The 13,604-nt window shown below is 60.1% G+C and carries 13 protein-coding genes; all 13 read right to left on the bottom strand.

The features are described 5' to 3' along the window. Positions 1 to 24: 24 nt before the first annotated feature. The 13 genes from flhF to RI101_05390 all read right to left on the bottom strand — a co-directional run bounded on the left by flhF (position 25) and on the right by RI101_05390 (position 13,256). Positions 25 to 1,554, bottom strand: a complete 1,530-nt coding sequence (gene flhF / locus RI101_05450; protein ID MEC4889487.1) for a flagellar biosynthesis protein FlhF — start codon at positions 1,552 to 1,554, stop codon at positions 25 to 27. Positions 1,555 to 1,562: 8 nt separating this feature from the next. After that, positions 1,563 to 3,659 (bottom strand): flagellar biosynthesis protein FlhA, encoded by a 2,097-nt coding sequence (gene flhA, locus RI101_05445; protein ID MEC4889486.1) that lies wholly within the window; start codon positions 3,657 to 3,659, stop codon positions 1,563 to 1,565. 18 nt (positions 3,660 to 3,677) lie between these two features. Then, positions 3,678 to 4,763 carry a flagellar biosynthesis protein FlhB gene (flhB, locus tag RI101_05440; protein MEC4889485.1) on the bottom strand — a complete coding sequence of 362 codons (1,086 nt, stop codon included), beginning with the start codon at positions 4,761 to 4,763 and terminating at the stop codon, positions 3,678 to 3,680. Further along, the gene (fliR, locus tag RI101_05435; GenBank protein ID MEC4889484.1) at positions 4,756 to 5,547 is read right to left on the bottom strand and encodes a flagellar biosynthetic protein FliR; all 792 of its coding nucleotides are present in this window, start codon (positions 5,545 to 5,547) and stop codon (positions 4,756 to 4,758) included. Before fliR ends, flhB begins: the two co-directional genes overlap by 8 nt. A gap of 9 nt (positions 5,548 to 5,556) precedes the next feature. Then, on the bottom strand, positions 5,557 to 5,826 hold the full coding sequence (fliQ, locus tag RI101_05430; protein ID MEC4889483.1) for a flagellar biosynthesis protein FliQ: 270 nt from the start codon (positions 5,824 to 5,826) through the stop codon (positions 5,557 to 5,559). A gap of 4 nt (positions 5,827 to 5,830) precedes the next feature. Beyond that, complete coding sequence (gene fliP / locus RI101_05425; GenBank protein MEC4889482.1) at positions 5,831 to 6,625, bottom strand: flagellar type III secretion system pore protein FliP; 795 nt, start codon at positions 6,623 to 6,625, stop codon at positions 5,831 to 5,833. Next, positions 6,615 to 7,022, bottom strand: a complete 408-nt coding sequence (locus tag RI101_05420; protein MEC4889481.1) for a flagellar biosynthetic protein FliO — start codon at positions 7,020 to 7,022, stop codon at positions 6,615 to 6,617. The genes fliP and RI101_05420 overlap by 11 nt, the downstream gene beginning before the upstream one ends. Before the next feature lie 23 nt (positions 7,023 to 7,045). After that, positions 7,046 to 7,408 carry a flagellar motor switch protein FliN gene (gene fliN, locus RI101_05415; protein MEC4889480.1) on the bottom strand — a complete coding sequence of 121 codons (363 nt, stop codon included), beginning with the start codon at positions 7,406 to 7,408 and terminating at the stop codon, positions 7,046 to 7,048. 25 nt (positions 7,409 to 7,433) lie between these two features. Then, a complete protein-coding gene (fliM, locus tag RI101_05410; GenBank protein ID MEC4889479.1) occupies positions 7,434 to 8,417 on the bottom strand; it encodes a flagellar motor switch protein FliM in 984 nt (327 codons plus the stop codon). A 9-nt stretch (positions 8,418 to 8,426) separates the two neighbouring features. Next, entirely contained in the window at positions 8,427 to 8,972 is a 546-nt protein-coding gene (locus RI101_05405) for a flagellar basal body-associated FliL family protein (protein ID MEC4889478.1), read from the bottom strand. Between the two features lie 314 nt (positions 8,973 to 9,286). After that, complete coding sequence (locus tag RI101_05400; GenBank protein ID MEC4889477.1) at positions 9,287 to 11,023, bottom strand: flagellar hook protein FlgE; 1,737 nt, start codon at positions 11,021 to 11,023, stop codon at positions 9,287 to 9,289. Positions 11,024 to 11,068: 45 nt separating this feature from the next. Beyond that, positions 11,069 to 11,737, bottom strand: coding sequence for a flagellar hook assembly protein FlgD (locus tag RI101_05395; GenBank protein ID MEC4889476.1), 669 nt, complete (start codon positions 11,735 to 11,737; stop codon positions 11,069 to 11,071). 19 nt (positions 11,738 to 11,756) lie between these two features. Then, positions 11,757 to 13,256: a flagellar hook-length control protein FliK gene (locus RI101_05390; protein MEC4889475.1), complete on the bottom strand. Its 1,500-nt coding sequence runs from the start codon at positions 13,254 to 13,256 to the stop codon at positions 11,757 to 11,759. Positions 13,257 to 13,604: the final 348 nt, after the last annotated feature.

Here is a 13,604-nt window from a genome sequence, read left to right as displayed (position 1 = left end):
ATCGACTCTGCATGCGAGATCCTCCTACCCTTTGACAAGCCTGGTCATATCGGAATCCATGGTGGTGGACGAGAGCAGCGTGACCTGGTCTTCATCCACCGAGGGCGGCTCCGCCACACGATAGCGCCGGCGGATCAGAAATTCCGCCAGCCGTTGCGGCGACGCCATTTCGAGATCCTCCGGCACCCGCTGTCCGGCGCTCCAGTAGGACAAGGGAATGCCCGCGTGGTAGGCCAGATCGTAGAGCGCGCCGAACGCCTCCGTTTCATCGAGTTTGGTGAACAACAACCGGAGCAAGGGCAAATCGTTCACCTTGGCCAATTGCCGTTGCAGGTCCTGTTCCCGCGTGGCGGCGGACAGCACGAGATGGGTTTGCACTTCCGGCTCATCCCGCAGCGCCCGGTGCAAGTCGTGGACGAGGGCCACATCGCTCTCGCCGAATCCGGCCGTGTCGATCAGCACGACATCGGTGTGCGCCTGTCGCCGCACGCCCTCGGCCGCCTGTTTGGCCGACGTCGCCGACGCGAAGGGGATTCCCAGCACCTTGGCATACATCCGGACATGCTCGACGGAGGCCGGACGATAGGTATCGAACGTAATGATGGCGACCGACTTCTTTTCTTCCAAGCGATAATGGGCGGCCAGCTTCGTGAGAGAGGTTGTCTTTCCAACCCCGCTCGTTCCCATCATGATCGCGATCGCCCGATCGCCCGCTCCGGCGAGCAAGGGCCCGCTGACACGGATATCCTTTGCAATCAGCGCCGCCAGCGCCGCCTGCTGCTCTTCCAGCGATTGCCGCGCCTCCGGCTTCCCTTCCGCGGCCAGTTCATGGCCGAGGCGGTCTGCCGTCGAAGGCCGCAATCCCTGCATCACCAGATTGCGGCACAACGTGGCCATCTCGGGATTCTTGTGGACGCCCAGCGATTGCACCTCCACGGGCAATGACGCGGACAGCTGCTGGCTCAGCGCGCGCAGTTCCCGGCGCAAGGCCTGAACGCGCGCCTGTTTCCAGGACGAGGCCCGGACCGGTTGATCCGCCGTGGCCGGACGCGCCACAACCGCCGCGCTCGATCTCGCCACAGGACCGACGCTCGGCTCTGCTTCGGAAGAAGGGCGGACCCCGAGCACGGACTCAGGAACCGGCCGCGCAACGGACACGGACGCCGGAACAGGCGCAGGAGATGGCGGCGGCGTAGCGAGCAAGCTCTGCAAGGTGGCGCGAAACGCTTCCTTGGCCACAGGCTGGAGCTCCGGGACTGGGGCGGGAGCCTGGGCCTGGGCCTGAACTTTGACCGCAGGCGGCTCCGCCGGTTTGGGCTCCGGCTTCTTGGCAATGGGCGCGGACTCAGGCGGTTGAAAAGATGACAGCGCGGGAAGGGGGTCGTCTTCGGCCGCCGCCATGACTTCCAGCACCGGCTTATTGAAATAGCTCATGAGCCGGCCGCCATGCCGCACTTCCTTGGACGACAGAATCACCGCATCCGGTCCCAATTCGGCCTTAATCGACCGGATGGCATCCTGCATGGTGAGCGCATGAAATGTTTTGACCTTCACAAATCACCTCACGACGGTTGAGGAAGTTCCGAATCAAGCCGGACCGTATCGACCGACTGCAAGCGCACCAGCGCATCGATTTCATTCATCCCAAGCACCGGCACCGAGTGCAGCAGCCGGTCGGTCAGACGCCGCAGATGCCTCCGCACGGCCGGAGAACAGAGCACGACCGGCTGTTGCCCGCGCGACGCCACGCGCTCGGCCGATTGCTTCAAGGCGGTCAACAATTTGTGCGACAGACCCGGGTCCAGATTCAGCAGACTGCCCTGCGGAACGGCCGCGGCCTGTTCGGCCAGCGTGCGGTCGAGTCTCGGATCGAGCGTAATCACCGACAGCGACCCGTCCGGGGATTGATACTGCTTCGTAATGGTTCGAGCCAGCGATTGACGCGCCATCTCCGTCAGCAGCTCTGCATCCTTCGTGCTATGCGCATGATCGGCGACGGCTTCCAAAATCGACCGCATGTCCCGTATCGGAATGCCTTCCTTCAGAAGATTCCCGAGAATCCTCACCACCGTTCCCAGCGAGACCAAGGTCGGAATCAATTCCTCCACGAGTTTCGGGTGGGTCTTGCCGACTTCGTCCAGCAAGGCTTGCGCTTCCTGCCGCCCCAACAGCTCATGACCATGCCGTTTAATGATTTCGGAGAGATGGGTAGTGATCGCCGAACTGGGGTCCACGACCGTATAGCCAGCGATTTGCGCTTGCTCACGCGCCTCTTCCGTCACCCAGAGGGCCGGCAAGCCGAATGCGGGTTCCTTTGTGGGAATCCCCTGCACCATCCCCCGCTGCGCCGTCCCTGGGTCGATCGCCAGCACATGGCCCGGCAACACCTCGGCCTTGGCCACCTCGACCCCCTTCAACATAATCGCGTATTCGTTGGGACGCAGTTGCAGGTTATCGCGAATATGAATGGGCGGCACCACGAAGCCCATCGATTCGGCAAACTGCCGCCGCAAGCCCTTGATGCGATCCAGCAGCGCATTGCCCTGCGTCCCTTCCACCAGGCTGATCAAGCCGTAGCCGACCTGCACTTCCATCAGATCCAGCGGCGTCACCTGCGTCACAGGCTCTTCGGTTTTCGCGGTCACGGGCGCCGGAGCCGCTTCCGCCGGAGCCTGGGCGCGCTGATGCAGATGATAGGCCAGCCAGGTGACGCCGCCGCCCAGGAGCAGAAAGGCCACATGCGGCAACCCCGGCACAAAACCGAGGGCCAGCAGAATGCCGCCCGCGCTGCCGACGGCTTTCGGCGACATCAGCACCTGGCGGGTCATTTCACCGCCCAAATCGGTGTCGGCCGCCGCGCGCGTGACCACAAAGCCGGCCGCGGTCGAGACAATGAGGGCCGGAATCTGCGCCACCAGGCCTTCACCCACCGTCAGGAGCGTATAGGTTTGCGCCGCCAAGGCCGGACTCATCCCTTGCTGAAGAATGCCGATCGTCAATCCGCCGATGATGTTCACCAGCACGATAATGACCGCGGCCACCGCATCGCCGCGCACGAATTTGCTGGCACCGTCCATGGCACCATAAAAGTCGGCCTCTTCGGCGATTTCTTTCCGGCGGCGCCGGGCCTCCGCTTCGTTGATCACACCCGCATTGAGATCGGCGTCGATGCTCATTTGCTTGCCGGGCATGGCGTCCAAGGTAAACCGCGCGGCAACTTCCGCCACACGGCCGGCGCCCTTCGTCACGACAACGAAGTTGATAATGACCAGAATCGCGAACACCACCAGGCCGACCGTATAGTTCCCGCCCACCACGAAATTACCGAACGCCCGGATCACTTCACCGGCTGCCGCCGCCCCTTCGTTGCCATGCAGCAGAATCAGCCGGGTCGACGCGATATTGAGCGAGAGGCGCAGGAGCGTCACCATCAGCAGCACGGACGGAAATACGGAAAATTCGATCGGCCGCCGGACTTGCAAGCCTACGAGCAGCACGATCACCGACACGGTGATATCGAAACTCAGCAGCAGGTCGAGCAGGAACCGCGGCAGCGGCAGCAGCATGACCATCAGGATGGCCACCACCCCGACCGACATGATAATGTCCGGATGCTTGAGCAACGGCGCGGGTTGAACGGGTTCCACGGCAGCGGCCATACGCGATATTCCTTTTTCTTAGAGCTGGCCCGGCGAGACACCCTTCGCGCGATAGACAAAGGCCAGAATTTCGGCCACGGCGCGATAGAGGTTCCCGGGAATTTCCTTGCCGATATCCACGAGCTTGTACAGGGTGCGGGCGACCGGCTTGTTTTCGATCACGGGCACGCCATGGTGCCGCGCCAGTTCACGAATCCGTTCGGCGACAAACCCGGCGCCCTTGGCCACCACGAAGGGCGCGGCCATCTTCGTACTGTCATACTTAATCGCCACGGCCAAGTGCGTCGGGTTGGTGACCACCACATCGGCGGTCTTCACCGCCGCCATCATCCGCTTCTTGGACAAGTCCCGCTGCGCCGCCCGCACACGCCCGCGAATGAGCGGATCGCCTTCCGACGCCTTATGCTCTTCTTTGATTTCCTGTTTCGTCATCCGCAGGCTGCGTTCCCATTCATAGCGCTGGTAGAGGTAATCCAGCCCCGCGAGAGCCGCCAGGGCGCCGGTCACACCGATCGCGACCTTGAACACCAGTTTCCCGGCCATATGCATGGCGGTCCCCAGATCGTAATCAATCAGGGCCGGCAGCACGACCAGATCGTGGCGGGCGGTCAGCATCGCCACACCGGTGATAATCGCAATCTTGAGCAGCCCCTTGACCAGTTCCATGACCGATCGGAACGAGGCGAGCTTCGAGAGCCCTTTGAGCGGACTGAGCCGTGAGAAGTCGAGCTGGATGGCGTTAGGCCGCCACATCCATCCCGTCTGCGCCAGAGACGCCCCGACACCCAACAGGACAATGACACCCAGGAGCGGAAGCACGAACGACAACAGGGTTGTGCCCATCTGGACCAGAATGGTGTGCACCTGATCGACCGTCAGCGAGCGCAGGGCCGCGGGTTCAAACGACATGGCCAGCCCTTGGCGCGTCACTTCCGTGAGCTGCCGGACACCGAAGGGCGTCATCGCCGCCAAAAACCCCACGCCGCCCAACAGCACGGCGGCCGTCCCCACATCGCGGCTGATCGCGATTTGGCCTTGGCGGCGCGCCTCCTCTTTGCGTTTCGGTGTCGCCTGCTCTGTTTTATTGCTGTCGTCATCAGCCATGGCCGAGGCTCCGCATCAAGGCTTCGATGGTCAGCTGAAGCTGCTCGATCTGTGTCGCGAGCATCTCGACGGTAAACGGCATCCCGATCGCCAGCACCGCCAGCCCGCCCGCAATGGTGATGGGAAAGCTCAAGACAAAGACATTGACCTGGGGCACCGCCCGCCCGAGCAGGGCCAGCAGCACATTGATCAAAAGAATGGTGATCAGCACCGGCGCCGCCAGCTTCAACCCGATGGTAAACATCTGCTGGGAAAGCAGCAGGATCTCCTCGCCCACGGTCGCGGACAGCTTTGCGCCGAACGCCGGAATGGCCTCGTAGCTGTGAATGATCGTGGCAATGATCAGCATGTGCGCATTGAGCGACAGAAAGACCAGCGACGCCAGCATGGTATAGAACTGCCCCACCATCGGGGCTTGCTGCGAGGTGGTCGGATCGAAGAGATGCACCGCGCCAAAGCCCATTTGCGTCCCCACGATTTCCCCCACCAATTCCAGCGAGCCGAAAAACAGGCGCACGGCCAACCCGATCGTCAGCCCGATCAGCAGCTCACTCACCAGTCCGGCGGCCAGAAACATCGGATCGGGCGAAATGGCCGGAGGCACATGAATCACCGGGGACAGCACCACGCCCAGCACGAGGATCAAGGCCAGTTTGACCTTCATCGGAACCGTCCGGCCGCCAAACACCGGGAGCGCCGCCAGCAGACCGCCGATCCGGGAGACCAGCACCAGGAAGGACTGGAACTCCGGCAGCAGAATATGAATCGTCTGAGTGAGTCCCATAGTCCCGCCTTAATGGGCGTAATTCGGAATGCTGATCAGCAAATCGCTCATGAACGAGGTCAGCACGCCGAGCATCCAGGGCATGAACACCAGAATGGCGCCGAAAAGCGTCAGGATTTTCGGCACGAAACTGAGCGTCGCCTCATTCAATTGCGTCATGGCTTGAAAGGCGCTGACCGCCAAGCCGACGATCAAACTCAGGCCCAAGATCGGCGCGGACACAAGCAGCGTCGTCTCCAAGGCCTGCCGTCCCAATTCGGTCACCATTTCTGGAGTCATAGGATTACTGGAAGCTCCTTACCATCGAACCCACCACTAAATACCAGCCGTCGGCCAGCACAAAGAGAATCAATTTGAACGGAAGAGAAATGACCACCGGCGGCAGCAGCATCATGCCCATCGACATCAGAATGCTGGCGACGACCATGTCCACGATCAGGAACGGAATGTAGATCAGGAAGCCGATTTGAAAGGAGATGCGCAGCTCGCTCAGAATAAACGCCGGAATGACGACATGCGTGGGCACCTGCTCCACCGACTCCGGCTTCGGGATCTTGCTTAAATTGATGAACAGCTCCAAATCCTTGTCGCGCAATTGCCGCAGCATAAATCCGCGCACCGGCTCCATGCCCTTCTTCCAGGCGTCTTCATAGGAGATTTGCTCCGCGAGGAGCGGCTGCAAGGCATCGGCATACACCCGCTCCCCGACCGGCGCCATGATGAACATCGTGAGAAAGAGGGCGAGCGCCAGCAACACCTGGTTCGGCGGAACGGCCTGGGTGCCCAGCGCTTGCCGCAGAAAAGAGAGCACAATGACGATGCGGGTAAAGGACGTCACCATGATGAAGAAGGCCGGCGCCAGGGAAAGGACGGTCAGGAGAATGAGGATTTGAATGACGACGGCCGTCTGCTTGGGCGAGTCGGTTCCCAAATCGATGCTGACCGACGGCCCTGCCGCCAAAGCCGGCTCCGGAGCCAGCGCCGCAATCAATAGACCGAGGGAAAGGAGGAGCCCGATCATGCGAAGACAGCTCCGCCAGTCAAGGCGCCACGCGTCCGGCATGCGGTTAGTCGTCATGGCCGCCTTTCTTTGTCTGCCGGAGGCTGTCGGAAAGCTGTTGCAACCAGGCGGCGGGGCCCGTTGCGGAAGGAGCCACAAGTGACACGGAACCGCTTCGGGCGGACTCGTCCAGAAAGGTCTGCACCTTCTGCTGATCGTCAATGCGCCCCAGCGGGACGAGGTCGGTGGCCGTCATGCCGACAATCAGGTATTCTCCGGCAACCGACACCAGCGCGATCGACTTCCTTGGCGCCAGATAGGTATTGGCCACGACCTGCACGAGCGGCGTGGCGCCCGGCACCCCGCCCCTGGCACCCACCATGCGGCGCGCCCCCCAGGCCACCAGCCCCATCAGGAGCAGGACGACGGCGAGGGCGGAGACGGTTCTGGCCAGACTGTCCCATAGATCGATCACCGGTGCGCGCTCCTTGTCTCGGCTTAGGCAAGCTGTTTCACACGTTCAGCGGCACTCACCACGTCGGTCAGGCGGATGCCGAATTTCTCGTTCACGACCACGACTTCGCCTTTGGCCACCAGCTTATTGTTCACCATCACTTCCATCGGCTCGCCCGCCAGCTTGTCGAGCTCGATCACCGAGCCCTGCGCGAGCTGGAGCAAATCCCGGATGGCCATCTTGGTCGATCCGACATAGACGGTCACCTTCATCGGAATATCGAGGATGAAATCGATATTCTTCGGCGGTTCCGCTGTCGCCGTGTTGGTGACGGGCGGGAACGATGCCGGCGTGGCACCGGCGGCACCTGCCGTATTGGTCGTCTGGGCTCCATCTGTGTCGGCCATGTGTCGTCTCCCCTGCTAGATCAGATTAATTCAGCACCTTGGTCACCCGGCAGGCATGATTGCCGCGAAACACACCCGGGCTGCCCTCGAACTTCACATAGTCTTCGATAAAGCATTCGAGCGGATCGCCGGGGCGCTGATCCAGCATCACGACGTCCCCCGGCGAAAAGTTCAGCACATCCTGGACGGTCACCGTCGTCGTGCCCAAGCGCACGGCGATGGGCAATTCACACTCATGGATCATCTCGCGGAACCGGTTGTTCCACGCGCCGTCCTGCTCCAACTGATCGGAAACAAGCCCCGAATACAGTTTTTCCTTGATCGGCTCGAGCATCGCGTAGGGGTAGACGACAAACAGATCACGAGTGGTCTCACCGATAATCACTTGCAAGGTCACCACAATCACGACTTCCGACGCCGTCACGACCATGGCAAACTGCGGATTGCTCTCCGAACGGACGTAATCGATTTTGACGGGGAGGATCGCCTGCCAGGATTTTTCCAGATCGCTCAACGCCAGGAGCATGAGCTTCTTGATCATCCGCACTTGGACGGCGGTAAAATCTCGCCCTTCCGGCTTGACGTGGGTCTGGCCCTTTCCGCCGAAGAAGTAATCCACCAGCAGATAGACGAGGAACGCATCCATGACGAAGAGGCCGTTCCCTCTCAAAGGCGCCATGTGAAACACATTGAGCGACGAGGGCATCGGAACCCGTTTGAGAAACTCGCCGAATTTGATGACCTGTGTGCCCACGACGAGAAAATCGATCGGTTCCCGCAACACCCCGGTCCAAGAAGCCGATTGACGCCGGATAAACCGGTCGTTGATCATCTCCAACGTCGGCATGCGCCCACGAATGATCCGCTCTTGATTTTGCAGATCGTACTGCTTGACCCCGTCACCGGCCCCATCTGAACCCGCTTCAACCTTCGGGTCCGTATCGACTTCTCCGGAGACGACGCCTTTCAGCAGCGCATCGATTTCATCTTGGGAAAGGATCTTTTCCATACAACGCCGCTATTGCACCACGAAATCGGTAAAGTAGACGGTCTTCACGCCGGGCTTCGGCAGCAAGGCATTGACCCGCTGGGTGATTTCATCCCGCAGCTGAAACTTGCCTTGCGGCGTGCGGATGCTGGCGGAATCCTTACTGGACAGCAGGACAAGAATCGTGTCTCTCAATTGTGGAATACGGCCGGACAGATTGGCCGACACCGACTCGTTTTCGACCTCCAGCTTCACCGTTAGCTTCAGGTAGCGGATATCCGGCGCATCGGCAAGATTGACGATAAAGGGTTCTGTCTCGAAGATGACCCCGGGCGATGCGGCACCGGTACCTTTCGCGGTGTCGCCATGACCTTCCGCCTTGGCCGGCGCCTCAGGCGCATGCGCACTGGCCGTCTCCCCGCCTCCGCTATGTCCGCCCATCATCTTAATCACGACAAATGCCCCACCGACCCCAACAACCAGCGCGGCCGCCACAATAATGATCAAGAGCTTGATCGGAAAAGCCGGAGGGGCTGCCGAAATAGGGGATTTTTCATCTATCGCTGCTTCTGCCATAGGACCCTCCTCACGCATGAACGATCAGTTAGTGGGACTTGTGCAATGCATATGCCAATTGAACACGGGAAAGGACGCCGCTGCAGGCATGCGAATTCCTACGCCAGATACAGGCCTTTTCTAGATACTGTGGCGCCCTCCCCACTAAGAGGAGCCCATGGGCAGCCGTGTGCTTGACAGCGTCAGAATTCTGACGGAGATCTGGATAGGAGCAGTGGTCGGATAAGGAGGAGAATCTGGCCGGCCTGGAAATCAGGCTGGCATGGCCTGGGCGGTCACGTCAGACGTGACCGCCCAGGATAACCGCGAAATCGTTACCGCTTCAGATTCACCAATTCTTGCAAAATCTCATCCGATGTCGTGATGACACGGGAATTGGCCTGGAATCCGCGCTGCGCGGCAATCATATCGATGAAACTTTGGCCCAGGTCCACATTGGACAATTCCAAGGAGTTCGAGAGCACCCGGCCCAATCCGGCACTATCCGGCGCACCGGTGACCGGCTGACCGGAATTCCCCGATTCGGCAAAGGTATTTTTGCCCGTTCTGGTCAAACCGATCGGGTCAGGGAAACGGGCCAGGACGACTTGCGCGAGGGCCCGCAACTGTCCGTTGGAAAACCGCCCGCTGATGACGCCATTTGCATCCACACTAAAGGCCTGGAGCGATCCCGCCGCATAGCCATCTTGTGTTTGCTGCACCAGCGAGGACGTCGAACCAAACTGGGTGGTGCCATCCAGACCGCTCCCGCCATCCGTGATCACGCTGGACCCAAAATTGTAGGTAATGAGCTGATCCGGTGTCGCGCCGTTAAAGTCAACTTGAAGCTGACCTGGCGTCGATCCAAGCGCCCCAGCCGCCGTTCCCGTATCGAATCGCATCATCGGGCTTTCTCTCTGCAAGGTCCCGTCCGTCCCGAAAGTCAGCGTCCCGGCGCCGATTCGCACAATGCCCAACGTCGAATCTATATTGGCTGAATTATAATTGGCCGTATTCACGTCGGCCGTCGTTGCCACAACATTATAATTCCACGTATTGGACCCCACCTTCGTAAAATAGGTCGTCAGCAAATGATCGTTGCCTAAACTGTCATAGATGGTCATGGACGTCGAAAAATTCGAGGTGCCGACTGGATCAGCAATACTGAAATCCGTACCCGTCGTTGACGTGGCTGCCGCCATATTGAGATTGGCAAACAAAGTATCCGCCCCATTGGCTGCCGCGACTACCGTACTCGTATTGGTGGTCACATCGTTGGTCGTGCCGGAAATACCCGATCGGAAGGTAAAGATATTGCTCGGACTCACCGTGGCTTGAAATCCATCATAGGCGGCCTGGAGATAGGGATTTGTGGCCGTTAATCCCCGCACGGCATTTTGAATCGCACTGGCCAAGGCTGACCCAGTCAATCCGTTCGCCACGGTAATAGTTCGCGCACCATCTCCATTCAAGTTGATGGTGAACGAGTTGTTTCCCGCTGCCGTCGTTGTCACAGAGGCCGCGCTCCCCACCAGACTGGCTTCCACCCCCGTCACCGCGGTCCCGGAATTCAAGTTAGCCGCGACAAACGCAGCCGCCGTCGCATTCGGCGCCGCCGTCGTCGTCGGCAACGCGATATCCCCGATATTACCGGTAATCGTGCCGGCCGTATCTGCTAAGTACCCTTGCAGCTTGAATCCTGTCGGATCCACGACGACACTGTCTTTATTCAACCGAAAGAGTCCGTTTCGACCATAGAATGTCGCGTTTTGAGAGTCGTGCATGATGAAAAATCCGTTGCCGTCGATGGCCAGATCCAACGTATTTGAGGATGTCGCCAAAGATCCTTGGGTGAAATCGCCTTGCACAGAGGTCAGCGCCACGCCGATACCGGTCTGGACGGCTCCTGATCCGCCCGAGATCGAGGAGCTGATCAGGTCTGCAAAAGTGGCGCGGCTCCCCTTGAACCCCACCGTACTGAGGTTCGCGATATTGTTCCCGATGACCGACAAGGCCGTCCCGTTGGCATTCAAGCCGCTGACGCCGGCAAAGAGAGACGATAAGATACCCATGGATACAACCCTCCTTCTGTGTGTGTCTGCTTACTCGCTCGTATGTTACTGAAGCTCCACAATAGCCTTGCGATCGATCACCTGGTCGCCTGCCACCAATTGCGTCTGGCCATTGGTGCTCCGAATCCCCGTTACTGTGAGAGTCGATGCGGTGGCCACCTGTACCGCCGCGCCTTTAGTATCTTTTGCAACAATCTGATACTGATAGACTCCCGGTTGCATCAGTGCCCCACTTTGATTACGTCCGTCCCACTGCGCTTGTTGCTTTCCGGCCCCTTGCGTCCCGAGGTCGAGGGTCCGAATCACCTTATTGTTCTGATCCAGAATTGCCGCGCGGACAGAGGCCGCATCGCGATCCAGCGCATAGGTCATCGGCGCTGGTCCGGTCCCAAGCTGAATCAATGCGCCTTCAACTTGCACCTGACGGCCGATCATCGGCAGCAACGCATACTGCATGGCATCATTTTGATTCGTGATGCTCTGCTCGAGCAGCTTCACCTGCTGCGTGCTCTGATCCAATTGGCTGAATTGGGCCAGCTGCGTGACAAATTCAGTATTGTCCATCGGCTTCAGCGGATCCTGATTCTTCAACTGCGTCACCAGCAACTTGAGGAAATCATCTTTCCCCATTTGATTGGCGCCGGTAATATCGGCGAGCTTCGGAGTAGCACCTGCGGCTGTCGTTTGGACGGTTGGTGATGTAACGGTTGCCATGGTGATAGTCCTCTTTCTGCTACGCCACGAGATTCAAGATCCCCGGCCGATGATGTGTGCTTGCAAGAGCGGCGTCAGAACCCTGTCCTTGAGAGCCGCCCTGTCGATAGGCCCCATCCCACTGGTTCTGTCCCTGCGGGGTCTGTTGCTGGAACGAACGGCCCGCGCTCTGCCGGTCGATATCGACTCGAAATTGCCCCATGTCCAATCCAGCATTCTGAAGCGCGGCTTGCAGCTTCTCCTGACCGTTGGCCAAAAACTGGCCGACCTCGGCACGGTCTGATGTGAAGTAGGCATGAACCGTGTCTTGATTCATCGCCACCCGAATATTCACCCGGCCCAAATCGGCTTGGGCCACTTCCAGGACCACCGATCGGGTATGGTTCGGGCCCTCTGCCGGCATCCAATCGGTCGCCTGCACCGACTGGGACATGGCCGGCTGGGACGCCTGATGAGCAGGGGAAGCCGGCTGGCCGGTCAGGACCGTTCTGGAGTCCGCAACACCTGCCGCCACTCCGGCAAAGCTCGCCTGGGCTGGTGCCTGGCCAGGCGCCGCCCCGGCACTTGCCGGGAACACATTCTCGCTCTGACGATCACGGCGTTCCTGCTCCGAGAGATCAGAGCCATTCTGCGTCCGGTGTTCTTCTGAAAATGACTGCCACGCGGCCGCTGTCACCGTCGGCTCATCGGAAGCCGAGAGTTTCTTCGGTTGCGGCTGTTCCGGCAAAGACTCAGGGCGCGCCTGACCTGTTTGACGAACCTCGTCCTGTTCATGGACTGGGAGCTGAAGCGATTCGAGACTCGCTGGCTGCGCCTCTGCCTGCGGCACAGCCGTGGGTACGGCCACAGACCCCGTCGGCGGCACGGCAACCGGCACGGCCGAGACAAGCGGCTGTGCATCTGATGACTTGGCATCCTTGGCAGGAGTCTGCCTGGCGACAGGGCTCGCTTGTGCCGCAACCGGCTCGTCAGACGCCATCACAGACATCGTCTGCATACCTGGAACGGGCGCCGGTTCTTCCAGTGAGGCCATGCCGGCTATGCTCGAAGAGGCAGGTGAAGATTCGTCATGTGATGCCGCCGGTTTGGCTCCATCAGAAGCCGCTTGTGACACGGCTGCGCCAACAACGGAAGCGTGTGAAGAGGGGGTTCCCTCCAGCGGTATCGAATGGGCATCCTCCTGGCCTGATCCCATCCCCTGCCCCATCACGTCTGGAACCGCTGTTGGAGCCGGCTCTGAAACTGGCGCACTGGCCAGTGCCAGCAACACCGCTTGCATCGTCGCATCTGGCATGCCGGACGATTCCGTGCCGGTCTTGGCCGCAACCTCTTGCTCTCCCGCCTGATCGGAGTCGCCGGCCTGTTTCGACTCAACCGCCTGATCCGGCTTCGTTGAATGATCCGGTGCCTCAGGTTGGTCAGAGGCGCTGGCCTGATCCTGCGTCTCAGTCTGCTCCTGCGTGACGGATTCTTCCGACTTTGAGGACGGCTCAGACTCGCGCATCTGACGTGGTTTCACAGATGGCTTCGATTCCGCATGGCGGTCATCCGAGGATGTGGTTCTTGGAGAAGAATCTGAATCCTGGTTCGGCTGGTTGCGCGCTGGCTCCTCTGATCGCTCGTGCCGCATCTCACGCTGACGGCCTGAAACAGAACGGAGAACGGATGAAAAGGGTTTCTCTGGTAGGCCCGAGGCCACAAACTTCTCCCCGGATCCCTGACGGGCCGGCGTTCCCGCACCGGGGGTCACGGGAGCGGGAGCAGTGATTGTGGGGATCGCCGAAAAATCCATAATCTCCTTTAGCCCCCCATCAGCACTCGGGTGGCTCGCCAAGGGAGATTTCAAGCCTCGTGCCAAAACATGGCA

Source organism: Nitrospira sp. (assembly GCA_035968315.1).
Classification (GTDB): Bacteria; Nitrospirota; Nitrospiria; order Nitrospirales; family Nitrospiraceae; genus Nitrospira_D.
Note: the sequence above shows the minus strand (reverse complement) of the source record. Positions and strands in the feature narration are given on the sequence as shown.